The organism is Pseudomonas agronomica (genome assembly GCF_025917275.1).
GTDB lineage: Bacteria > Pseudomonadota > Gammaproteobacteria > Pseudomonadales > Pseudomonadaceae > Aquipseudomonas > Aquipseudomonas agronomica.
In genome coordinates, this window is record NZ_JAOSHO010000009.1 from 12234 (window position 1) to 35839 (window position 23606).

The 23606-nt window shown below is 59.4% G+C and carries 21 protein-coding genes and 3 tRNA genes; 6 read left to right on the forward strand and 18 right to left on the reverse strand.

The annotated features are described in order from the left end of the window. Positions 1 to 33: 33 nt before the first annotated feature. The 6 genes from clpX to OC610_RS01815 all read right to left on the reverse strand — a co-directional run bounded on the left by clpX (position 34) and on the right by OC610_RS01815 (position 4230). Entirely contained in the window at positions 34 to 1317 is a 1284-nt protein-coding gene (gene clpX, locus OC610_RS01790) for an ATP-dependent Clp protease ATP-binding subunit ClpX (protein WP_030140022.1), read from the reverse strand. A 112-nt stretch (positions 1318 to 1429) separates the two neighbouring features. Continuing rightward, the gene (gene clpP, locus OC610_RS01795) at positions 1430 to 2065 is read right to left on the reverse strand and encodes an ATP-dependent Clp endopeptidase proteolytic subunit ClpP (RefSeq protein WP_030140021.1); all 636 of its coding nucleotides are present in this window, start codon (positions 2063 to 2065) and stop codon (positions 1430 to 1432) included. A gap of 91 nt (positions 2066 to 2156) precedes the next feature. Next, positions 2157 to 3467 (reverse strand): trigger factor, encoded by a 1311-nt coding sequence (gene tig / locus OC610_RS01800; protein WP_181286851.1) that lies wholly within the window; start codon positions 3465 to 3467, stop codon positions 2157 to 2159. A 425-nt stretch (positions 3468 to 3892) separates the two neighbouring features. Next, positions 3893 to 3977 (reverse strand) — tRNA-Leu (locus tag OC610_RS01805). A 60-nt stretch (positions 3978 to 4037) separates the two neighbouring features. Continuing rightward, positions 4038 to 4113 (reverse strand) — tRNA-His (locus tag OC610_RS01810). A 40-nt stretch (positions 4114 to 4153) separates the two neighbouring features. After that, positions 4154 to 4230, reverse strand: a tRNA-Arg gene (locus OC610_RS01815). A gap of 281 nt (positions 4231 to 4511) precedes the next feature. On the opposite strand from OC610_RS01815, the gene folD reads away from it, so the two are divergent. Next, on the forward strand, positions 4512 to 5366 hold the full coding sequence (folD, locus tag OC610_RS01820; protein WP_030140019.1) for a bifunctional methylenetetrahydrofolate dehydrogenase/methenyltetrahydrofolate cyclohydrolase FolD: 855 nt from the start codon (positions 4512 to 4514) through the stop codon (positions 5364 to 5366). 328 nt (positions 5367 to 5694) lie between these two features. Further along, on the forward strand, positions 5695 to 6633 hold the full coding sequence (gene pbpG / locus OC610_RS01825) for a D-alanyl-D-alanine endopeptidase (RefSeq protein WP_264426265.1): 939 nt from the start codon (positions 5695 to 5697) through the stop codon (positions 6631 to 6633). A 51-nt stretch (positions 6634 to 6684) separates the two neighbouring features. On the opposite strand, the gene OC610_RS01830 is transcribed toward pbpG, so the two are convergent. The 4 genes from OC610_RS01830 to OC610_RS01845 all read right to left on the reverse strand — a co-directional run bounded on the left by OC610_RS01830 (position 6685) and on the right by OC610_RS01845 (position 9163). Continuing rightward, the gene (locus OC610_RS01830; protein WP_264426266.1) at positions 6685 to 6888 is read right to left on the reverse strand and encodes a DUF6021 family protein; all 204 of its coding nucleotides are present in this window, start codon (positions 6886 to 6888) and stop codon (positions 6685 to 6687) included. A 100-nt stretch (positions 6889 to 6988) separates the two neighbouring features. Further along, positions 6989 to 7666 (reverse strand): peptidase C39 family protein, encoded by a 678-nt coding sequence (locus tag OC610_RS01835; RefSeq protein ID WP_264426267.1) that lies wholly within the window; start codon positions 7664 to 7666, stop codon positions 6989 to 6991. A 457-nt stretch (positions 7667 to 8123) separates the two neighbouring features. Next, positions 8124 to 8873 (reverse strand): TerC family protein, encoded by a 750-nt coding sequence (locus OC610_RS01840; RefSeq protein ID WP_264426268.1) that lies wholly within the window; start codon positions 8871 to 8873, stop codon positions 8124 to 8126. Positions 8874 to 8899: 26 nt separating this feature from the next. Next, positions 8900 to 9163 (reverse strand): hypothetical protein, encoded by a 264-nt coding sequence (locus OC610_RS01845; protein WP_264426269.1) that lies wholly within the window; start codon positions 9161 to 9163, stop codon positions 8900 to 8902. 136 nt (positions 9164 to 9299) lie between these two features. On the opposite strand from OC610_RS01845, the gene nhaR reads away from it, so the two are divergent. Continuing rightward, entirely contained in the window at positions 9300 to 10196 is an 897-nt protein-coding gene (gene nhaR, locus OC610_RS01850; RefSeq protein ID WP_264426270.1) for a transcriptional activator NhaR, read from the forward strand. Here the strand turns inward: nhaR and OC610_RS01855 are convergent. Continuing rightward, positions 10193 to 11347: an MFS transporter gene (locus tag OC610_RS01855; protein WP_030140012.1), complete on the reverse strand. Its 1155-nt coding sequence runs from the start codon at positions 11345 to 11347 to the stop codon at positions 10193 to 10195. The two genes, nhaR and OC610_RS01855, sit on opposite strands and share 4 nt — an antisense overlap. Positions 11348 to 11628: 281 nt before the next feature. On the opposite strand from OC610_RS01855, the gene sstT reads away from it, so the two are divergent. Then, on the forward strand, positions 11629 to 12861 hold the full coding sequence (gene sstT / locus OC610_RS01860; protein WP_264426271.1) for a serine/threonine transporter SstT: 1233 nt from the start codon (positions 11629 to 11631) through the stop codon (positions 12859 to 12861). Positions 12862 to 12933: 72 nt separating this feature from the next. On the opposite strand, the gene OC610_RS01865 is transcribed toward sstT, so the two are convergent. Next, positions 12934 to 13443: a DUF1993 domain-containing protein gene (locus OC610_RS01865; protein ID WP_264426272.1), complete on the reverse strand. Its 510-nt coding sequence runs from the start codon at positions 13441 to 13443 to the stop codon at positions 12934 to 12936. Between the two features lie 130 nt (positions 13444 to 13573). Here OC610_RS01865 and OC610_RS01870 point away from each other — a divergent pair, with 130 nt between their 5' ends. Next, on the forward strand, positions 13574 to 14221 hold the full coding sequence (locus OC610_RS01870) for a YceH family protein (RefSeq protein WP_264426273.1): 648 nt from the start codon (positions 13574 to 13576) through the stop codon (positions 14219 to 14221). A 5-nt stretch (positions 14222 to 14226) separates the two neighbouring features. On the opposite strand, the gene OC610_RS01875 is transcribed toward OC610_RS01870, so the two are convergent. After that, positions 14227 to 15048, reverse strand: a complete 822-nt coding sequence (locus tag OC610_RS01875) for a shikimate 5-dehydrogenase (protein WP_264426274.1) — start codon at positions 15046 to 15048, stop codon at positions 14227 to 14229. 248 nt (positions 15049 to 15296) lie between these two features. On the opposite strand from OC610_RS01875, the gene OC610_RS01880 reads away from it, so the two are divergent. Next, complete coding sequence (locus OC610_RS01880) at positions 15297 to 15647, forward strand: hypothetical protein (protein ID WP_181286862.1); 351 nt, start codon at positions 15297 to 15299, stop codon at positions 15645 to 15647. A 77-nt stretch (positions 15648 to 15724) separates the two neighbouring features. Here OC610_RS01880 and OC610_RS01885 read toward each other — a convergent pair whose 3' ends face one another. The 5 genes from OC610_RS01885 to OC610_RS01905 form a co-directional block, all read right to left on the reverse strand. Continuing rightward, positions 15725 to 17245 (reverse strand): nucleobase:cation symporter-2 family protein, encoded by a 1521-nt coding sequence (locus OC610_RS01885; protein ID WP_264426275.1) that lies wholly within the window; start codon positions 17243 to 17245, stop codon positions 15725 to 15727. A 138-nt stretch (positions 17246 to 17383) separates the two neighbouring features. Then, positions 17384 to 18205, reverse strand: a complete 822-nt coding sequence (locus OC610_RS01890; RefSeq protein ID WP_264426276.1) for an arylamine N-acetyltransferase family protein — start codon at positions 18203 to 18205, stop codon at positions 17384 to 17386. A gap of 116 nt (positions 18206 to 18321) precedes the next feature. Beyond that, a complete protein-coding gene (gene xth / locus OC610_RS01895; protein WP_030140005.1) occupies positions 18322 to 19116 on the reverse strand; it encodes an exodeoxyribonuclease III in 795 nt (264 codons plus the stop codon). A gap of 70 nt (positions 19117 to 19186) precedes the next feature. Beyond that, positions 19187 to 21763, reverse strand: a complete 2577-nt coding sequence (locus OC610_RS01900) for a bifunctional diguanylate cyclase/phosphodiesterase (RefSeq protein ID WP_264426277.1) — start codon at positions 21761 to 21763, stop codon at positions 19187 to 19189. Positions 21764 to 21965: 202 nt separating this feature from the next. Further along, entirely contained in the window at positions 21966 to 23537 is a 1572-nt protein-coding gene (locus tag OC610_RS01905; protein WP_264426278.1) for a sensor domain-containing diguanylate cyclase, read from the reverse strand. Positions 23538 to 23606 lie beyond the last annotated feature (69 nt).

Sequence of the window (23606 nt, forward strand, 5' to 3'; positions counted from 1 at the left end):
AAGGCCCCTTCTTTTATTTCAACTGCGGGACACTCACGCGTCCGGTGCAGCCTTGGCAGCCGGCTCACTGTTTTCGTAGATATACAGTGGCTTGGACTTGCCTTCTATGACGCTTTCGTCGATGACGACTTTACTGACGTCGGACTGCGACGGGATCTCGTACATCGTGTCCAGCAATACGCCTTCGAGAATCGAGCGCAACCCACGGGCACCGGTTTTACGCTCCAGGGCACGCTTGGCGACTGATTTCAGCGCGTCGGAACGGAATTCCAAGTCTACACCTTCCATTTCGAACAGCTTGGCATATTGCTTGGTCAGGGCGTTCTTTGGCTCGGTCAGAATCTGCATCAATGCCGCTTCATCCAACTCGTCCAGCGTCGCCAGGACCGGCAGACGACCGACGAATTCGGGGATCAGACCGAACTTGACCAAATCGTCAGGCTCGACTTCACGCAGGGATTCACCGACCTTCTTGCCTTCTTCCTTGCTGCGCACTTCGGCGTTGAAACCGATGCCGCCGCGGGTGGAACGGTTCTGGATGACCTTTTCGAGGCCGGAGAACGCACCACCACAGATGAACAGGATGTTGCGGGTATCGACCTGCAGGAACTCCTGCTGCGGGTGCTTGCGACCGCCCTGGGGCGGAACGGAGGCAACCGTGCCTTCGATCAATTTCAGCAAGGCCTGCTGCACGCCTTCACCGGAAACGTCCCGGGTGATCGACGGGTTGTCGGACTTGCGGGAAATCTTGTCGATTTCGTCGATGTAGACAATGCCCATCTGGGCTTTTTCCACATCGTAATCGCACTTCTGCAGCAGCTTCTGAATGATGTTCTCGACGTCCTCACCCACGTAACCCGCCTCGGTGAGGGTGGTTGCGTCGGCGATGGTGAAGGGAACGTTCAACAAGCGGGCCAGGGTTTCGGCAAGCAGGGTCTTACCCGAGCCTGTCGGGCCGATCAGCAGGATGTTGCTCTTGCCGAGTTCGACCTCGTCATTCTTCTTGTCACGCTGGTTCAGGCGCTTGTAGTGGTTGTAAACCGCTACGGCCAGTACCTTTTTCGCGCGTTCCTGACCGATTACGTACTGGTCAAGGATGCCGCTGATTTCTTTGGGCGAAGGCAACTTATGCGCGCTGCTTTCGGCCTGGGCTTCCTGCACCTCCTCACGGATGATGTCATTGCACAGGTCGACGCACTCGTCGCAAATGAAGACCGAGGGGCCGGCAATCAATTTGCGTACTTCATGCTGGCTTTTGCCACAGAAGGAGCAATAAAGCAGTTTGCCGTTGTCCTCGCCGTTGCGGGTGTCAGTCATTCGATCGATCCAAATCCGATAGGCTTGCAACACAAGATGAAGGCAATTGCGGGCTTTTTCAAGCCCGCAGGTGATCGGACGTGCCGACCACCCTCATTTTGAGCGGCTTATTTTAAGCGGGGCGCTGGCTGATCACTTCGTCGATCAGGCCATACTCACGTGCAGCTTCGGCGCTCATGAAGTTGTCGCGGTTCGTATCGCGCTCGATTTCTTCAAGGGTGCGCCCGCTGTGCTTGGCCATCAAGGTGTTGAGGCGCTCGCGAATGAAGAGGATTTCCTTGGCATGGATCTCGATATCCGATGCCTGGCCCTGGAAACCACCCAGTGGCTGGTGAATCATCACACGCGAGTTGGGCAGGCAGTAACGCTTGCCCTGGGCACCGGCGGTCAGCAAGAACGCACCCATGCTGCACGCCTGGCCGATACAGGTGGTCGAGACGTTGGGCTTGATGAACTGCATGGTGTCGTAGATCGACATGCCGGCAGTCACCGAACCGCCCGGCGAGTTGATATAGAGATGGATGTCCTTGTCCGGATTTTCCGCTTCAAGGAACAGCAGTTGTGCACAGATCAGGTTGGCCATGTAGTCCTCTACCGGGCCCACCAGAAAGATCACTCGCTCCTTGAGCAGGCGCGAGTAGATGTCATAGGCACGTTCGCCACGGGCGGACTGCTCGATAACCATCGGGACCAGACCGCCTGCGGCCTGGATGTCAGAGCTCTGCTGATAAAAAGAATTGCGGGACATGTCTCGCAGTCACTCCCAAATAGTTATGTCTTGAATACGCATAAGCCAGCGCGAAGGCTGGCTTATGGGTGTGTTTCTTACCGCGAAACCATCAATCGGCTTGTGGAGCTTCCACCGGCTTGACCGCTTCTTCGTAAGAGACCGCTTTGTCGGTCACGCTAGCTTTCTGCAGAACAGTATCCACAACTTGTTCTTCCAGCACAACCGAACGGACTTCGTTCAGTTGCTGGTCGTTCTTGTAGTACCAGGACACGACTTGCTCAGGCTCTTGGTAAGCCGAGGCCATTTCCTGGATCAGCTCGCGAACGCGGGCTTCGTCAGGCTTGAGTTCGAATTGCTTGACCACTTCAGCAACGATCAGACCCAGCACAACGCGGCGCTTGGCTTGCTCTTCGAACAGCTCGGCCGGCAGTTGGTCTGGCTTGATGTTGCCGCCGAACTGCTGGACGGCCTGCACGCGCAGACGGTTCACTTCGTTGTCCAGCAAGGCCTTTGGCACTTCGATCGGGTTGGAGGCCAGCAGACCGTCCATGACCTGATTCTTCACCTTGGACTTGATGGCCTGGCGCAGCTCACGCTCCATGTTCTTGCGAACTTCGGCGCGGAAACCTTCCAGGCCAGTTTCCTTGATACCGAACTGGGCGAAGAATTCTTCGTTCAGCTCAGGCAGCTTCGGCTCGGAAACGCTGTTGACGGTTACAGTGAACTCAGCGGCTTTGCCAGCCAGGTCCAGGTTCTGGTAGTCCTCTGGGAAGGTCACGTTCAGGACGCGCTCTTCGCCAGCCTTGGCGCCGACCAGGCCATCTTCGAAACCTGGGATCATGCGACCGGAGCCCAGCACCAGCTGGGTGCCCTTGGCGGAACCGCCTGCGAACACTTCACCGTCAACCTTGCCAACGAAATCGATGTTCAGTTGGTCTTCGGTCTGGGCAGCACGATCAGTCACTTCGAAACGGGTGTTCTGCTTGCGCAGGATGTCCAGCATCTTGTCCAGGTCGGCGTCCGACACGTCAGCGCTCAGGCGCTCGACGGCGATGGACTCGAAACCGGCAACAGTGAACTCTGGGAACACTTCGAACGTGGCAACGAACTCGAGGTCCTTGCCTTTTTCCAGCACTTTAGGCTCGACGGAAGGAGCGCCAGCCGGGTTCAGCTTCTGCTCGACCACGGCTTCGTAGAACGAAGACTGGATCACGTCGCCCACGGCTTCCTGGCGCGCATCAGCTTCGTAACGCTGACGGATCACGCTCATTGGCACCTTGCCTGGGCGGAAACCTGGAATCTTGGCCTTTTGGGCAGTCTGCTGCAGACGCTTGTTGACCTGAGTCTCGATACGCTCAGCTGGCACGGTGATGCTCATGCGGCGCTCAAGAGCAGAAGTATTTTCAACAGAAACTTGCATGGATATTCCTCGTTGCACAGACGTTGGCCGGGCGTTTCCGACCCCAGAATCAAGGGCATGCATTCTAGTAGGTCAAACTCAAGAAGTCACCCTACTGAAAACGCGCAGGAAACAGGCGCCGAATTAAGGAGCGGGACAATCGGTCATGCCCCGCCCGGTTTGCAAAATACAGTCGCTCATCGCCAAGGCTCTGCAAAGCGCTTCTATATATAGAAGCGTCATTTCCAAAAACCTGGCATGCCGCCTCCAGAGGAAGGCCGGCAAACCTGTCGAGCATCATCGCGAAACACTTTTTGCGACGAATCGACTACATCGCGCCCGCGTGAAAACCGGGCCGACGCGAACACACAATCCTTGAAAACAAAAACGGCGCAGCCCCTTCTCAGGTTCTGCGCCGTTCTCTGCTAATTAAATAGCCACTTGTATGGTGCGGACGGAGAGACTCGAACTCTCACACCTTGCGGCGCTGGAACCTAAATCCAGTGTGTCTACCAATTCCACCACATCCGCGTTTCAAGCTTTTTTAAAGCAAAGGCGCCAGACCGTTAAATCTGGCGCCTTTCTAGAATATGGGGTGGACGATGGGGATCGAACCCACGACAACGGGAGTCACAATCCCGTGCTCTACCAACTGAGCTACGCCCACCATATTGCCTTGTTGCGTTACTTGTGCCAAAGCTGCCTAATGGCGCACCCGGCAGGACTCGAACCTGCGACCATCCGCTTAGAAGGCGGATGCTCTATCCAGCTGAGCTACGGGCGCCTTTTTAATCTGTATTCTTGGACGATTACAAACTAAGTGCTTTCAGTTTTGCCGAGTTGAAACAACCAACTCCGCTCTACCTTCTTAACCAGTGCTAGGCTGTGCCCGACAAGTGCGACGAATGTTATAGACGGCCTGATAGGTCGTCAACTCTTTTCTGAAAAAAATTCATTTAATTAAAGGGCTTAGGGGAATTTGCAGACCAACCGCCTTTGCCCTCACGCCTCGGCATGCGAGAATGCGTTCTCTTTTTTTCCCCTCTCGATGGTTAACCACGCGCAATGACTGCACAACTTATCGACGGCAAATCGATCGCCGCCAGCCTGCGCCAGCAGATCGCCCAACGAGTCACCGAGCGCCGCGAGCAAGGCCTGCGCACGCCCGGCCTGGCGGTGATCCTGGTCGGCAGCGATCCTGCCTCTCAGGTTTATGTCTCGCACAAGCGTAAAGACTGTGAAGAGGTCGGCTTCCTTTCCCAGGCCTACGACCTGCCTTCCGAAACCACTCAGCAAGCGCTGGCCGACCTGATCGACCGTCTCAATGACGATCCGAACATCGATGGCGTTCTGCTCCAGCTCCCCCTGCCCGAGCACCTCGACGCCTCCAAGCTGCTGGAGCGTATCCGCCCGGACAAAGATGTCGACGGTTTTCATCCTTATAACGTCGGTCGCCTTGCCCAACGCATCCCGCTGCTGCGTCCCTGCACCCCCAAGGGCATCATGACCTTGCTGGAAAGCACCGGCGTGGATCTTTACGGGCTCGACGCCGTCGTCGTGGGCGCGTCCAATATCGTCGGCCGTCCAATGGCCATGGAACTGCTGCTGGCCGGTTGCACCGTCACCGTGACCCACCGCTTCACCAAGGACCTGGCAGGCCACGTCGGCCGTGCCGACCTGGTCGTCGTGGCGGCGGGTAAGCCAGGCCTGGTCAAAGGTGAGTGGATCAAGGAAGGCGCCATCGTCATTGACGTGGGCATCAATCGCCAGGACGACGGCAAGCTGGTAGGTGACGTGGTCTACGAGACCGCCCTGCCCCGCGCCGGCTGGATCACCCCGGTACCTGGCGGCGTCGGCCCAATGACGCGGGCCTGCCTGTTGGAGAACACGCTGTACGCAGCCGAGACGCTGCATAGCTGACAAAACCCCCAACCAAACCTGTGGGAGCGAGCTTGCTCGCGATAGGGTCGTGTCCAGTCAACAAGTACGTTGTCTGGTGCACCGCTATCGCGAGCAAGCTCGCTCCCACAGTTTTTTCAGGGGCTGAAGCCTTGATCAGGCTCGTGGCGCTCGGACTACAAATTTTTCAGATCCGATTCGCCAGAATCCCCGTCCATTAAACTTTATTTATTCTTCAGCCCCGCTGGCATGGGCATATAGCGCTGTCCTCGCCCATACTCATAAAATGCGGCGTTTTTTCAACAAGCCGCTGTTTAATGGCCTTTTCAACTCTATCGAGTCTATTCGCGTGAAAATTCGTCTTTCGATCCTCAGCCTGTTTTTCGTTTTCACAGGCACCTTCATCACGCAAAACGTCAACGCGCAGGAAACCATCGCGGCGCCACGGGATACATCGAAACTTCAAGTCGCCTCCGGCAGCGCCATCTTGTTGGATTTGCAGACAGACAAAGTGGTCTATTCGAGCAATCCGGACGTCGTGGTACCGATCGCATCGGTGACCAAGTTGATGACGGGCCTGATCGTGCTGGACGCCAAGCAGAACCTCGACGAATACATTTCCATGACCATCACCAACACGCCGGAAATGAAAGGCGTGTTCTCCCGGGTCAAGCTCAACAGCGAACTGTCCCGCCGGGATACGTTGCTGATCGCACTGATGTCATCGGAAAACCGCGCTGCGGCCAGCCTCGCCCATCACTACCCTGGCGGCTACGCGGCGTTTATCGCGGCAATGAATGCCAAGGCCAAGGCCCTGGGCATGACCAGCACCCATTACGTCGAGCCGACCGGCCTATCTATCCACAACGTGTCGACCGCCCGCGACCTGACGAAACTCTTGATGGCCGCGCGCAAATACCCGCTGCTGAGTGAACTGAGCACGACCAAGGAAAAGACCGTGACGTTCCGCAAACCGGTCTACAGCCTCGGGTTTCGCAACACTGACCATCTCGTGCACAAGGCCAACTGGGACATCCAGCTGACAAAGACAGGCTTCACCAACGAGGCCGGTCATTGTCTTGTCCTGTTGACCAAGATGGGTGATCGGCCGATGGCGCTGGTCATTCTCGACGCGTTCGGCAAGTACACTCATTTTGCCGATGCCAGCCGTATTCGCAGTTGGGTAGAGACCGGGAAAAGCGCCAGCGTTCCGGCAGTCGCTTTGCAATACAAAGCCGCCAAGAACCTCAAGAGCCGCCAGAGCGGCGTGGTGGAAGCGTCCAAGTAGGACGAGATGCATCAGCAATGAATAGCCCCGACTCGTCGGGGCTATTCATATTCAGGGCTTCAAATCACCCAACGGATCATAAGGCCTGGATGAAGGCGGTTCCTGATCCTTCTCGTCCCGGGGCGCCTTCGCCGGGCCTATCGGGTCGACCTGAGGATCGTCGAGATCCGGTGAATCCGGATCGAACCCCAAATCGTCATCGCCGGATGAATGCTCGGAAGAATGTGGCCCGGAAGGTGTTTTCGACTGTGCCATTGCTGCCTCCTTGAATCATGGCCCGGAGACTCCAGGCCCTGACGATATGAACCCAAGGCAGGCAAGGTCGTGCCCGGCAGGTGACGAACGGGGATTCGCGTTAGCGTGCGTTGCCCAAAGCCTTGGTGGCGCGCGCTGCCGCCTGTTCCTGCCCCGCCCCGGCCAGCTCACCGGCAGCCTTCAGCCAGCGCTGCGAGTCGACGTTGGCCGGCAGCTGAGTAGGTTGCTGGACCAGGACCGCCCACCCCCCCGCGTCCTTGAATGCTGATTCGAACGCACCAAAACTCATCAATGACCGCCGGTTCATCCCGGAGCGCAGCAGTACCGTGCGTTTCTGCCGGTTATACCCAGCGAGAATCGCGTATCGCGGGCCGGACCAGAACGCTGCCCCCCCGGTATAGCGCAACAGCACCGGATAACCCGCCGCTACCTGTTCAAGCAACGCGCCAAGCTCGTTGTCGAGCGGGTAGACCACCAAGCCGTACTCACGCGCCAAGGATTGCAGGCTCTGCTGCAATAGAGGCTCGCCACCCGGCAAGTGCAAGGGTTTTTCCAACAGTCCCGGGGTAATGACAGTGCCCTGCAACGTCAGCAGCGCCGCCAGTGACTGCGGGGCGCCCAGGTACATTTCGCCCCTATAGAACGGCACGCTGTTGAGTTCTACCCGTTCAGGCAGGCGTTTGATCTGCGGCGACACGCTTCCCGCGCACCCCACCAGGGCGACGAGGCAGGACACCGCCAGTACCAGTGATCGAAAAGATGAAATGACCGGCGACATGATGACTCTCTCGTTAAGGCAGGCCCGGCATCCGGGCCGGGCTTGGGCGGACGATCATAAGGTGCCTGCAAGCCTGGGTATAGCCATTAACGACAGTTTCACCATCGAGATAGAACGAACCGATCCGTTGGTCGATTCCGCGGATCGACTGCCCGTAACACTTCAGCGACTAGACTGTCCATTGTAATGAGTGCATTGCCCGACCTTGGGCAGAAGGAGGCACAGATGAGCCTGACGACGACTATTCTGATGCTGATATTTGGCTGGCTGAGCGTAGCCACCGCCATGTTGTGGGGCGTATTGCGGATCGCCCGGCGCCACCATCCCGGTCCTGCACGGCAAACGCAGCCCACCCCGAAACCCGCCAGGGGCCACGCCGCTGCACACTGACGTCTATCGGCCACACATGAAAAAGCCGCCCCGGCCTTGGACCGGGGCGGCTTTTTTTCGCTGGGAATCAGCCGTTGTTGACCATCGCCTTTTCCCTGGCGCGACGGGACAACATGTTCAGCACCTCGATCGCTGCCGAGAAGGCCATCGCCGCGTAGATATAACCCTTAGGTACATGGGCACCGAAACCCTCGGCGATCAGCGTCATGCCAATCATGATCAGGAAGCCCAGGGCCAACATCACCACGGTCGGGTTGTCATTGATGAATTTCGCCAACGGCTCGGCCGCCAACAGCATCACCAGGACCGAAACCACCACGGCAATAATCATGATCGGCAGGTGCTCGGTCATGCCCACCGCCGTGATGATGCTGTCGATGGAAAACACCAGGTCCAGCATCAGGATCTGACCGATCGCGGCAGCAAAACCCAGGGTCACGCCAGACGAGGCCGACTTGGGGTCGTTGGGCGCCGGGTCCATGCTGTGGTGAATCTCGGTAGTGGCTTTCCACAACAGGAACAAGCCGCCAGCGATCAGGATCATGTCCTTCCAGGAAAACGCCTGGCCGAGAATTTCGAGGACAGGCTCCGTCAACTGCACAATGAAGGCGATGGTGCTCAACAGGCCCAGGCGCAGGATCAGCGCCATGCCGATGCCGACCCGCCGTGCCTTGACACGGTGTTGTTCGGGCAGCTTGTTGGTCAAAATCGAGATGAAGATCAGGTTATCGATGCCGAGCACGATTTCCATGACGACCAGGGTTGCGAGGGCAATCCAGGCAGTGGGGCTGGCGGCGAGCTGTAACAGATAATCCATGGGTCAGTCCTGACTCGATATGACGGTTAGAGGGTCTTGGTGGAGGATTCGGATGTTTCAGCGTCTTTCTCCGGCTCTTCCTTTGGGCTGATCAGCCCTCCGGTGGCCTCGCTGAGGGCTTGTTCGGCTGCCTTGTGCGTATCGTCGATAGCCTGCTTGGCCGTTTCGACCGCTTGTTCCTTAAGTTGCTGGGCTAATTGCTGGGCGCTTTTTTCCGCTTGTTCACAGCCCACCAGGGCCATCGACGACAACGACAGCAAGGCCGCGAGCCCCAGGTTTCTATGCATCATGGACAGTGCCTCTCAGAGAATAGAACGAGCACAAAACATGGCTCACCGATGGCCCGGAATTCTAGAGACGGAAATACTTCAGGAAAATTCGTATTTTTGGCAGCTATACTTCGGTTTTTACGAAGCGGCGGATGTCATGCTCAATTATCGGCAATTGCATTATTTCTGGGTGGTGGCGAAAACCGGGAGTATTGTCCGCGCCTGTGAGCAGCTGAACCTGACCCCGCAGACCATCAGCGGACAAATTTCATTGTTCGAACAGACCTACAATATCAAGCTGTTCCGCCGCGTCGGACGCCAACTTGAGCTGACCGAGGCCGGTCGCCAGACGTTGCCGTACGCCGAGCAGATGTTCCAACTGGGCGGCGAACTGGAACTGATGCTGCGGGCCCAGCCCAACGAGCAACAAACATTGTTTCGGGTCGGGGTGGCGGATGTCGTGCCCAAATCGATCGTCTATCGGCTGCTGGCGCCGACCATGGAATTGACTGAACCGCTGCGCATCACCTGTCGCGAAGACAAGCTCGAACGGCTGTTGGCAGACCTGGCAATCCAGCGCCTGGACCTGGTAATTTCCGACAGCCCGATGCCGAGCCACCTGGATATCAAGGGCTTCAGCCAGAAGCTGGGAGAATGCGGAATCAGTTTTTTCGCCACCGCCGCGCTGGCCGATCGTCATGGACGGGATTTCCCCCACGGCCTGCATGACGCCCCGCTGCTGATCCCCGGGCCGGAAACCGTGATCCGCAGCCGCCTGCAACGCTGGTTCGCCGAGCAGCAGATCCAACCGCGCATCGTCGGTGAATTCGACGACAGCGCGCTGATGCAGGCGTTTGGTCAATCCGGCAGCGGGATTTTCATCGGCCCCAGCGTGATCGCTGAAGAGGTCAAGCGACAATACGGCGTGCAGGTCATCGGCCAGACAGATGCAGTGAGCGAGTCCTTCTACGCCATCTCCGTGGAGCGCAAGGTCAGCCATCCGGGCATCGTCGCCATCGCCGAAGGTGCGCGCCGCGAGCTGTTCAGCGTCTAAGCGCAGGCAGCACGAGGCTTGAAGGTCATCAAAAGCAACGCCAACAATATCGACACCAGGATGAATCCGGCCGCCGCGAAACCGACGTTGCCCAACCCCAGGGTATCAATGACCCGCCCGCCCACCATCGCGCCCAGGCCAATGCCCAGGTTGGCGCCAGCGATGTTCAGCGACGCCGCGAACGCCGGTGCCTCGGGTGCGGCTTTCATCAGCCGTACGTGGCTGACCAGGAACAGAGCCGCTTGGGTCACCCCCCAAATCCCCATCGCAGCCGCCAGACCCAGAGTCGAATGAATGCTTGGCACCAGTGCCACCATGCCGCCGATCATGAACAGGCAGAACACCATCGACGCGATCAACGGGTGCCGGTCCACCGCGCGACCGCCCAGGGAATTGCCCAGCAAGCCCACCGCGCCGAAGCCCATCAGGCACCAGCCCACGAGCGTGCCGTCGAAGCCGGCCAGGCGTTCAAGAATATCCGCCAGGTAGGTATAGGCGGTAAACATGCCGCTGAAGACCAGGATCGACAGCAGCACATGCCCTTGCATCAAGGGGCTGCGCAAGATCTTGAATTGCGAGCGAAAGCTCACCTGATGCTGATGCAGGTTGGTCTTCGGCAGGTAAATGAACAGCAGCAGCGCCTTGGCAAACGCGATGACCGCCAGGATCGCAAAGGCACTGCGCCAGCCAAACGCATCGGAGATCAGCGTGCCCACCGGGATGCCGAACACGGTGGCGCAGACGATGCCGAAACCGATCCTGGCGATGGCACGCCCGGCGAACTGCGGCCCGACGATGTCCACCGCCGTTTCACTGGCCAACGCCCAGAACACTGGCAGGCCCAGCGCCGGGATCAACCGGGCAACGGCCATCACCCAGATATTCGGAGCCAGCGCTGCCAACGTGTTGGCCAGGCCGAACATCACCAGCACGCTGATGAACAATTTGCGCCGTTCTACGCGGGCGAACCAGGCGGTCAGGAACGGCCCGAATGCCGCCACCGTAAACGCAAACAAGGTCACCAGCAGCCCGGCCTGGGGAATGCTGACCTGAAGATCGCGGGCAATGGCGGGGAGCAGGCCGACGATGATGAATTCCGTGGTCAGCACCGTAAAGCCGGCGGCGGACAACAGAAAGATGGGCAACAACATGCAAGACTCCAACAAAACGACGACACCAGCGTTAGCCAAAGGCCCGCTGGAGATATTGAAAGGTGAGGAAGGCAAAGCCTAACAGAATGTCCCTTCCGGCAAAATGCGCTTAAACATGCGGGTGACGGATCGTCACAGGTCCGTCAGATTTTTTGTCGGGCTGTGATAAAGTCCGCGGCCTGCAAATTGCTTCACCTTCTTTTCGGTCCAGCTCATGTGGCCTGCCCGCTTGTTGCCCTGATTGGCTGACCGTTGCACATAAAAAAATCAGAGATGCCGTTATGACTGCTGTGTCCCCTTCACTTTTGCAACGCCTCAAACAGACTGGCCTGGTCACGCGAATCATCATCGGCCTGATCGCCGGTATTGTCCTGGCATGGCTGGCGCCAGATCTGGCGAAATCCACCGAGTTCATCGGCAAGGTGTTTGTATCCGCGCTCAAGGCCGTGGCGCCGATCCTGGTGTTCGTACTCGTCATGGCCTCGATCGCCAACCACAAGCATGGCCAGGAAACCCACATCCGGCCCATCCTGTTCCTGTATCTGCTGGGTACTTTTGCCGCGGCAGTGGTCGCGGTCATTGCCAGTACGCTGTTCCCCTCCAGCCTGGTGCTGGCCACCCAGGACGTTGCCGTCACGGCGCCCGGCGGCATCAGCGAAGTATTGCAAAGCCTGGCGCTCAGCGTCGTCGATAACCCGGTCCGTGCGTTGATGACCGGCAACTTCATCGGCATCCTGGCCTGGGCCATCGGCATGGGCATCGCCATTCGCCACGCGGGCCAAACCACGCGCACCGTGCTGGAAGACCTGTCCAACGGCGTGACGGTGATCGTACGGCTGGTCATCAGCTTCGCCCCGCTGGGGATTTTCGGACTGGTGGCCTCGACCCTCGCCACCTCCGGTTTCAGCGCCCTGCTCGGCTACCTGCACCTGTTGACCGTGCTGATCGGCTGCATGCTGTTCGTGGCGCTGGTGGTCAATCCGCTCATCGTGTTCTGGAAATTGCGTCGCAACCCGTACCCACTGGTGTTCACCTGCCTGCGCGAGAGCGGCATCACCGCGTTCTTCACCCGCAGCTCGGCGGCGAACATTCCGGTGAACCTGGAACTGAGCAAACGTCTTGGCCTGCATGAAGATACTTACTCGGTTTCCATCCCGTTGGGCGCAACCATCAACATGGCCGGCGCGGCCATCACCATCACGGTCCTGACATTGGCAGCCGTGCATACGCTCGGCATCGTCGTGGATGTGCCAACGGCCGTGCTGTTGAGCATCGTCGCAGCGATCTGCGCCTGCGGTGCTTCCGGCGTTGCCGGTGGTTCGCTGTTGCTGATCCCGCTGGCGTGCAGCCTGTTTGGTATCCCCAGTGAAATCGCCATGCAGGTGGTTGCGGTGGGCTTCATCATCGGTGTGCTGCAGGATTCGGCTGAAACGGCTTTGAACTCGTCTACCGATGTCTTGTTCACGGCGGCGGCTTGCCTGGGCGAGGAAGAGCGAGCGCAGCGTACTGCGTAAACCGTACAGCCCCGCAAAAAAGAAAAGCCCGGAACGGCTTGCACCGTTCCGGGCTTTTTCATAGCGCTGGCTTTAGAAAGCGCCCATGTAATCGCGCTTGCCCACTTCGACGCCGTTATGACGCAACAACGCATACGCGGTCGTCACGTGGAAGAAAAACTGCGGCAGGCCATAGGTCAGCAAATAATTCTGGCCAGTGAAGCGCTTCTCCTTCGGCGTGCCTGGACGCGTCACGATCTCGATGCCTTCCTTGCCATCGATCTGCTCGGGCTTGATCCCTTCGATGAAGGCCAGCACTTTGGTGATCAACGCTTGCAACTCGGCGAAGGTGGTCTCGCTGTCGTCGTACTTTGGCAACTCAACCTCGGCCAGGCGCGCGGACACACCCTTGGCGAAGTCCACGGCGATCTGCACTTGGCGCACCAGCGGGAACATGTCCGGGAACAGGCGGGCCTGCAGGAAAGCGTTCGGGTCGATGTTCTTCGAAGTGGCGTGGGCCTCGGCCTTGTTCAGGACGTCGCTCAAGGCGTTGAGCATCTGCTTGAAGACCGGGACGGAAGCGGCATACAGAGAAATAGTCATGGCAATCTCATGCGAGTGATAGAAGGGAATACATCGAACGTGGGCGATTATAGCCACGGCTTGTTGCGCACCTTGTCTTTTATTGCGCAAGGATTACGCTAGGCGGCTTCCACAGCATAGGGAACGCGCGATGAGCATCGAAGAACAAAGCCCGGCCGACGAACCACGGCTCAGCAGCACGGAAATCCGCATTCTCGGCGCACTGATCGAAAAACAGGCCACCAACCCCGAGACCTATCCCCTTACCCTCAATGCGCTGGTGCTGGCGTGCAACCAGAAAACCAGCCGCGAGCCGGTGACCAACCTCAATCCAGGCCAGGTCGGCCAGAGCCTGCGCGCCTTGGAAGGCCGCGGCTTTACCCGATTGGTCATGGGCAGCCGCGCCGACCGCTGGGAGCACCGGGTCGACAAGGCGCTGGAATTGGTGCCAGCCCAAGTGATCCTGATGGGCCTGCTGTTCCTGCGCGGCCCGCAAACGGTCAATGAACTGCTGACCCGCAGCGGCCGCATGCACGATTTCGAAGACACCGAGCAAGTCGTGCATCAGCTTGAGCGCCTGATTGCCCGCGGCCTGGCGCTACTGGTTCCGCGCCAGGCCGGCCAGCGCGAAGACCGTTATGTGCATGCCATGGGCGATCCGGCGGACATCGAGGCCATCCTCGCCGCCCGCCACCAGCCAGCCGAGCGCAACACCGCCGGCGGCGTGTCGCTGGAGCGCATCGAAGAGCTCGAAGCGCGAATCGCGGCGCTGGAAGAACGGCTGGCGCGGTTGGAGTAACCGCGCTACGCGGCCCGGGCGAACGCCACGGCTTTTTCGAACTGCTCCAGGTTGGGCCGCACGCCGGTGTACAGGACAAACTGCTCCAGGGCTTGGATCGCAATGACCTCCAGCCCTGTGATGACCCGCTTGCCCTCCTCTCGGGCACGCACGATCAACGGCGTTTCCGAAGGAATCGCCACGACATCGAACACAGTCTCGGCAACGGTGATGGCGCAAGGTTCGAACGCCAGGTGATCCGCCTCCGCGCCGCCGGTCATGCCGATCGGCGTCACGTTGATCAACATCTGTGGACGACGATTACCCAGTTCGGCTTGCCAGTCGTACCCCAGGGAATCGGCCAAGGCTCGTCCGGTGGTTTCGTTGCGAGCGACGATCAGCCCGTTTTTGTAGCCACCATCGCGCAAGGCACTGGCGACCGCCTTGGCCATGCCACCGCTGCCCCGCAAGGCGAATGTCGACTCCGTGGGCACGGCATGGCTTTTCAACAGTTGGGCAATGGCGATGTAGTCGGTGTTGTACGCCTTCAAATGGCCGTTGGTGTTGACGATGGTATTAATCGATTGGATCGCTGCGGCGGAAGGGTCCAACTCGTCGACCAAAGCAATGCAGGCCTCCTTGAACGGCATCGACACGCCGCACCCACGAATCCCCAGGGCGCGGATACCGCCCACGGCGCCGGGCAGGTCCTGGCTGCTGAACGCTTTGTAATAGAAATTCAGCCCTAATTGCTCATACAAATGATTATGAAACCGCAGGCCGAAATTGCCTGGGCGCCCCGACAGGGACATGCACAGCAGGGTGTCTTTGTTGGGATTCATTTGCATGCGGGTCTTCTCCAAGCGTTTTTCGGACCAACGGAATCGCCGTCCTGACCGGTTTTATTCGATGATCAGACACCAGGCGTAACGCAGCGATTCGCCTATGTGTAAAAAAAATCGGCGACAGACCTTACACAATATTTACCCAACGGCGTCGTAAATCCTGGGAAAATCGCTGTCATAGCAAGTATCCCCGCGCCCCTACTCGGGTCTGTTGCAGACCACAGGCGCCGGGGCCGGAACGAGGAATCGCCATGAAACGCAAACTCCCCATCATCGCCCTGCTCGTGGGGGCACTCGCGGTCACCGGCCAGGCATCCGCCCATGGTCGCGGTGGTTGGGAGGGGCCCGCAGTGTTCGGCGCCATCGTCGGCTCTGCCATCGTTGGCTCCGCGCTCATCAACCGTGACCGGCCGGTGTACGTCGAGCAACCCGTTTATGTGCAACCGCAACCGGTCTACGTACAGCAACCCCCTCCGGTCTACTACCAGCCGCAGCCGGTGTACGTGGAACAACCGATCTACTACCGCCCGGCGCCGGTTTATTACGGGCCACCACGGGGCTATTACTACGGCCCGCCACGCGGTCACTACGGTCGCTGGTAACCAGCCATGAGGCAATAAAAAAGCAGCCTGCGGTCAAGAACCGCAGGCTGCTTTTTTTTGGCGCGAATACTCAGGGTTCAGACATGCTCGCTGCTTTTCAGTCGCGCGGGACCATGCTCTGGCGCCAAATGGTCGGGCACCGCCACCACCGGTATCTCATTGCCATCGCAGTCGTGCAGCTTGCCGTCGCTGAAATAGTCGCCTTCGCGCAGCGCGGCCAGATCCTGATAACGCAAGACCCGCTCGGTGCCGGCGGCGAACACCGATTGTTGATCGGAATTGCCCGCGGTGAGGTGGTTGAAGGCCAGGTTCAGGACAATCGCCATGATGGCCGAAGAGCTGATGCCTGAATGGAAAATCGTCGCGAACCAGCTTGGGAAATGATCGTAGAAGTTAGGCGCGGCGATGGGGATCATGCCGAAGCCGATGGACGTGGCGACGATGATCAGGTTGACGTTGTTGCGGTAATCGACCTTCGACAGCGTCCGAATACCGCTGGCCGCAACGGTACCGAACAGCACGATACCGGCGCCGCCGAGCACGGACGTCGGCACGGCGGCGATCACCCGGCCCATGAACGGCAATAGCCCGAGCACCACCAGGAACACCCCGCCGGTGGCCACCACGAAACGACTCTTGATGCCGGTCACCGCCACCAGGCCGACGTTCTGGGCGAAGGCACTCTGGGTAAAGGAGCCGAAAATCGGTGCGATCATGCTCGACAGCATGTCGGCCCGCAAACCGTTGCCCAGCCGCCGGGAATCGACCTTGGTGTCGATGATCTCGCCCACCGCCAGGATGTCGGCCGAGGTCTCCACCAGCGTCACCATGATGACGATGCACATCGACAGGATCGCGGCGATATGAAAGGTCGGCATGCCAAAGTGGAACGGCGTCGGGAACCCGAACATGGGGCCTTCGCTGACCGATGAAAAATCGGCCATGCCGAGGAACACCGCGATGACCGTACCGATGACCATCGCCAGCAGGATCGACAGCCGGGAAATGGTCGCGCTGCCCATTTTGCTCAACAGCAACACCAGTACCAGTGTCACGGCGGCCAAACCAATGTTGGCCATGCTGCCGAAATCGGGGGCATGGCTGTTGCCGCCCATCGCCCAGCGCGCCGCCACTGGCATCAGTGTCAGGCCAATGGTGGTGATGACGATGCCGGTCACCAGCGGCGGGAAGAACCGAGTGATCCGCGAAAACACCGGGGTAATCAGCAGACCAATCAAGGATGCGGCAACTACAGCGCCCAGGATCGCCTGGAAGCCCCCTTCGCCACCGGTGCCGACAATCGCGACCATGGTCGCGACGCCGGAGAACGAAACGCCTTGCACAAGTGGTAACTGGCAGCCAAAGAACGGCAGCCCGAGGGTTTGCAGCAGGGTTGCCAGCCCTCCCGCGAACAATGACGCGGCGATCAGCAGGCCGATGTCAGCCGGCGACAACCCGGCCGCCTGGCCGATGATCAAGGGCACCGCGACGATGCCGCCGTACATGGTCAACACATGTTGCAGGCCGTAAGCCATATTCGCGCCGACGCCGAGATTTTCGTCCTCGGGCCGTGGGAGTGAAACATGGGGCGTTTTCATGGTTCGGGGGTTCCCTGTTTTTTGTTATGCGCACACTGTATTCAAAACTCAGAACAAATGTCCATAGAGTTGTATACAACTTGTTGCCAGCGGCGACATGGAACGGACTGCAAATCCCAAACCAATAATGCTCAGAACCTATATCAATAGCCTCTCCACGGCTGGACGCAGCAGCGCCCGTGGCGGTACTCGCAGCTCGAATTCATTTTCCAGCAGATCCATCAGCTCATCAGCGTCGTTGATGGTGCGTCGTTCGCTTTCGTGCCCTATCCGGTGCACGGCATAGCTGTTGCCATTGAGCGTCTTGCGCAAACCGTCGCCAGTGCGGGCGACCATCAGCCGGCCCATGAACGGTGATTCAGGGTGGGAACAGACGTACCAATTGCCAACCGTGAAATCGATCTCTTCTTGCCGCTGCAAGTCGAACAGGTACATCGGGCGCCATTCATCGGCGACTTTTGCACGCAACAGGTAGCCGTCCTCGTTGACGTCGATTCGATACGGCTCATGAGGAGTCAGCTGAACCTGGCGGCTGTCCAACAGCAGCGGCGCAGTCGGCACCATGCCGCCAAACCCCACGTCGGTGATGTAGCGAACATCATCAATCGTCACCAGGCTCAAGCGATGGGTCCGTGCAGTCCAGGCACCTTCGGGGGCATTCATGACCACCCGTCCCGTGATCGCGCGGGCATTGAAGCCGAGCGCCTGCAACAGCGCAAAGAACAGTTGGTTGAGTTCGTAGCAATAACCGCCGCGCCCCTGTTCGAAAACCTTCCGCTCCACCGACTCCAGGTCGATCGGCACGGGTTCGCGCAGCAGTGTCGAAAGCGTCTCAAAGGGGAACTCGGCGGTGTGGCGCCATTGAAGCTGGCGCAGCGTTTCAAGGGTGGGTGGCGGTGCCGAGTCGAAGCCCAGGCGTCGCAGATAACGACCGGTATCGCTCAATCGAGGTTGGCTCATGGGGGGTGTCCTTTCCTGTCGGATGCAGGGCTTTCAATAAGCGCCCTGCGATCGGGCAGGTATAAGGCATTTCCCTTCCATGGACAATCTGCACGGTGGCATGCCCCTTTGGGCCTTCAGCGCCGCTTGCGCGAAGACAACCGGATCCAGGTCGGGGCATGGTCGCTGGGATGTGGCTGGTTTCTCACCCAGGCGTCCACGCCCGCCTCGCTCAGGTAGGCGCTGGCCAGCGGGTTGAGCAACAGGTGGTCGATGCGCAGCCCGGAATTCTTCTGCCAGTGCTGACGGAAATAATCCCAGAAGGTGTAGATGCGCTCCTCCGGGTAGAGGTGGCGCAACGCGTCTGTCCAGCCCTGGTCCAGCAATCGCTGATAGCATTCGCGGCTTTCGGGCTGCAGCAGCGCATCCTTCAGCCAGGAGCGCGGGTTGTAGATGTCCATGTCAGTGGGCACCACGTTGTAATCGCCCGCCAGCACCACGGGATGATCACTCGCCTGCAGCCCCTGGGCATAATCGATCAGCCGCTCGAACCAGGCCAGTTTGTATTCGAACTTCGGGCCAGGCTGTGGATTGCCGTTGGGCAGATAAAGACACCCCACCAGGACGCCATGCACCGCGGCTTCAAGATAACGGCTGTGGCTGTCATCGTCGCCACCTGGCAGACCGCGCCGGCTTTCCAGCGGCTGCGCGTCGCGGGCCAGGATGGCGACGCCATTCCACGAGGCCTGGCCATGCCAGATCGACCCATACCCTACCGACTCCAGCTCCGCCGCCGGAAAGTCCTTGTCCGCCGCCTTGAGCTCCTGCAAACAGACGACGTCGGGTTTCTCCCGCTCCAGCCATTCCAGCAGATTGGGTAGCCGGGCCCGGATGCCGTTGATATTGAAGGTCGCGATCCGCAGGTTTTTCATGGGCCATGAACTCGATTTACCAAGACACTTACTGTGACCGGCGGCAAGCTGCGCAGGTTGCAACAAATACTCAGGAACCGGTTCGCGGCAACGATCGACCGCTTTCGAGCAGGTCTGCAAACGCCTGCTTGTCGATGGGCCGACTGAGGAAATAGCCTTGCACTTCGTGACATTGATCGGTGCCCAACGAACCCAGTTGGGCCAGGGTTTCCACACCTTCTGCGGTCACGGTCAGGCCCATCGCCTTGCCCAGGTTGATGATCGCCTGGACCACGGCACGGTCATTGCTGCTGTTGCTCATCGAGGCGATGAAGCGCTTGTCGATCTTGATGCCATCGAACGGGTAGGTGCGCAAATAACCGAGGGACGAATACCCGGTGCCGAAATCATCCATGTTCAAGCGCACGCCCAGTTCCTTGAGCGCGTTCATGACCTGCAGCGCGCCGTCCACATCGTTCAGCATCACGTTCTCGGTGATTTCCAGTTCCAGGCGACTCGCCGGGAAATGGGTTTCGACCAATACCTGGCGCACGTCCTCCACGACATCGCTGCGCTCGAACTGGGCCGGCGACAGGTTGACCGAAACCATCAGCGCGCCCGGCCAGGTCAGCGCGGTTTCGCAGGCTTCACGCAACACCCAGCGCGAAAGCGGAACGATCAGCTCGGTTTGCTCGGCCAATGGAATAAAGGCATCGGGGCCCAGTAGGCCTTGGGTTGGGTGCTGCCAGCGGACCAATGCTTCGACAGCGACGATCTCTTTCCCATCGACGGTGTACCGTGGTTGGAAATGCAGGACGAATTCGTTTTTTTTCACCGCTTGGCGCAGGTCGCTTTCCAGCTGACGACGATGCTGAATCTGATCGTTCATGTGCGAAGCAAAATAGCACCAGGTCTTCTTACCCTCGGATTTGGCCTGGTAGAGGGCGATGTCGGCGCAGCGGATCAGCTCGCCCGGCACGTAGCCTTGGCGGCGGCTGACGGCGATGCCGATACTGGCACCGATGTGCAGCGAGTGGGTCTCGTAGTGGATCGGCTGTTGCAGGCTTTCGATCAGCCGCGCGCAGAACCGGTCGATTTCGGTGATGTGCTCCATCCCGCTGAGCACGACCACGAACTCATCACCGCCCAGGCGCGCCACCAGGTCGTGCTCGCGGGTGCAGTCGCGCAACCGCTGGGCCACTTCCAGCAAAACCGCATCGCCGGCTGGATGGCCGAGCGAGTCGTTGATCGGCTTGAAATTGTCCAGGTCCACCATCAGCAGCGCCAACGGCGCGGAATGCTCCTTGGCCACCAGGGCATCATCCAGATGACGCGCCAATTTGTTGCGGTTCGGCAGGCCAGTCAGCGCATCGTGCATCGAGAGGTGCTGGACCTGGGCATGGGCCGCCACCTCGTCGGTGATATCGCTGGCGGTGCCGCGATACCCGGTTACGGTGGCCTTGTCATGGATGGGCCGCGCCGACACTCGACAGAACCGCAGTTGCCCGGAATGGTCACGGTAAGAGCAACGCAAGTTGCTGGCGGTCTGCTCTTCGTCCAGTTTGCTTAGCCACAACGCAATCGGCGTGGTGTCGCAGTACAAGAGCTGCTCGATATCCTGCCCCAGCCATTGCTGGTCGGAGAAACCGGTGACCGTGTTGAAGCGCCCCGACAGGTAGGTAATGTGCCGATGGCTGTCGATTTCCCAGATCCAGTCGGACGCGGCCTCGGCCACGGCGCGAAAGCGTTCTTCGCTGGCCTCCAGGGCGTGTTTCGACTTTGCGAGGCTGTCATACCCGGCATCCACCTGGCGAGCCGTGCGCATGGCATATCGAAAAAAGTAGGCGGTGAGCAACGCCAGGATCAATAACGCCCCGCCCAACGGCGGCAGCAGGGACCAGAGCAGTTGCTGGCCCGGCCGCTCCAGCCGCGAGACCAAGCTGTAGCCAGTGCTGTCCAGCGGCACGGCGGGCTGGCCGGAAGCCAACGCCGAATCCTTCACCAGGTTCAAGTCGGTGAGACCGTAGCCCTTGCCCATCTTGCGCAGCTTGACCGGCGTTAACTGGTCGACGAACAGCAACACCGACGTTCCTCGTCGATCGACCTGGGGGCGTTCGTCGTTGGGTGTAATCGCCGACGCCGTGACAATGGCCGGCCAGCCGTCGAACAGCGTGTAGCGGATCAACGGCATCGTCAGGTCGGCCTGTGCCTGTAGCTGATCCACCAGGTCCGCCAATGGCATGTCGAGATACGCCGTTGCCTCGACCTGGATATTCTGTCCGCGCACCACCGCATATTTGGTGCGCTCGCGATCAATCACGAACACACCGTCATACTCATCGTTGGTGAACAGGGTCTTGCCCATGTTCTGTTCGCCGTACGCCCACTGCACGTCGACTTCGCCATTGAGGTGCTTATACGCCGTGGTCCAGAACGCGTAACTGGTGATGTAGTTTCTCGACGCCGTGATTCGATTATCGAGGGCGCGCTCGATATAGAAATGCGTCTTGCGCACGTCCTCCGCGTCCAGCTTCTGCGCGATGTTGAACAGCACGGCGATGGCCACCAGGACACCCGCGACAAACAACACGCCAAGGCCCGCGACCAGGCGTAGCGTAATCGGCGCGTGTCGGGTGACGTCAGAAGGGGTATCGGCAGTGGTATCCATCGACCTGTTCCTGTCCTTTCGGCGCTGGCTTCGCCGTGCAAGCTTCACAGCATGAACCGCAATCGACCCTTGGTTTTTTACACTTAGCCGCCAATCCGCCTCAATTGACGAGACCACAGAATTTGCCGAAAGGGCCTACGCGACATGTGTAGGAAGTGTTGTGCAATGGACCGCTGTCCATGATCGATGATTCCAACCGATCTCAACGATCAGAGCGCTCCAACGCGCAGAGTCCATCTTCCATCGACAGCGCCGCGACGCGGTTGCGCCCCCCGTGCTTGGCTTGATAAAGCGCCGAGTCAGCTCGCTGGATGAAGACTTCGATACTATCCAGGCTGCTGGGCACGAAGGCATGGCAACCCAGGCTCACCGTCAGATAGCCGGTGGGAGAACCCGAATGGGTTATGTTTTTATCGATGACACTGCGACGGATCTGCTCGGCCAATGCCATGGCCCCCGGCAGGTTGGTATCGGGCAGCAGGACCGCGAATTCTTCACCGCCAAAACGCACCGCCAGGTCCGCCTTGCGGTGACAGCAACTCTTGAGCACCTTCGCCACCTCCGCCAGGCAGTGGTCCCCGGCAACGTGCCCGTAGGTGTCGTTGTAGCGCTTGAAAAAATCGATGTCGAGCATGATCAGGCTCAACGGGCTGCGCTGACGGGCGCCTCGGCCAAATTCGACGTCCAGCGCCCGTTCGAACAGCCGTCGGTTCGCCAACCCGGTCAGGCTGTCGTGGGTGGCGATCAGTTCCAACGCCTCCTGAGCCTTGCGCAGGTCCGCCTCGATCCGCTCGCTGTTGCGCACCTGACGCACGAATACCCAGCCGAACAAACAGATGCCCAACACCACCAAGGCAACGATGAGGCTGGATTGAAAAGCCGTGCCGTACCAACCCGCCAGGATCGCCTCCTCGGACATCGCCGCGGTGACTACCAGCGGATAAGCCTGCAAATGCTGGTGCGCGTAAAGCCTGACAATGCCGTCGGGGGCGCTGCGAATGATCGCATCGCCGGCACCGGCGCTCGACGGTTCATGCTTATAGATGTGCTCCTCGGCCAACGGTTGGCCGATCAGGCTTTCGTCGAACGGCCGGCGCGCCAGCAGCGTACCGTCGGACAGCGCCAGGGCCATTTCGCCTTTGGCGTCGAGATTGAAACTCCTGAAGAAATGATCGAAATACGACATCTTGATGCCGGCCATTAGCACGCCCTGGAAATTGCCTTTGGCGTCATTCAATCGACGGGAAACCGGGATAATCCAATCACCGTTTTGTCGACTCCGGATCGCAGGGCTGACATGGGCGATCAGCGAGGCATTCTGCTGGTGAAACTTGAAATAATCACGATCCGCGATCCCCGCGCCCCTGTGCAGGCTTGCAAAGGACGTGATGACCCACTGGCCGTTCTTGTCGAACAGGAACAGGCCGTGCAACTGCTCCAGCGATTGCACGCGCCGGGCGAAGGTCTGCTGCAGCCGCGGCCGTGTCGACGGGCCGAACCCGTCGTTCTGGATCCAGTCCGCCAGGCTGGCCAGCACCAGGTCGGCCTGTACGAACGTGTCCTGGGCCTGTTGGGCCATGGCCCGGGTGAGGTTGGCCGAGGCGACACGCGCCGAGTCCAGGTCATGGCGACGGGACTGCTCCAATTGAAAATAGAGCAAAGCACAAAGGCACAGGCACACGGCTGCAATGAACGTCACCGCAGCCTTGAGCAACGGCAGGCGTTTCAAGGCGCCGCCGGGCGCATGGTTCGGATCATGGATGGGGATAGGCAAGCGAAAATCCTGGGGAGGGCAACACATGAGCGAATCGCTCAAAAGCCCCCAATAATCGGGAGCTTAGCG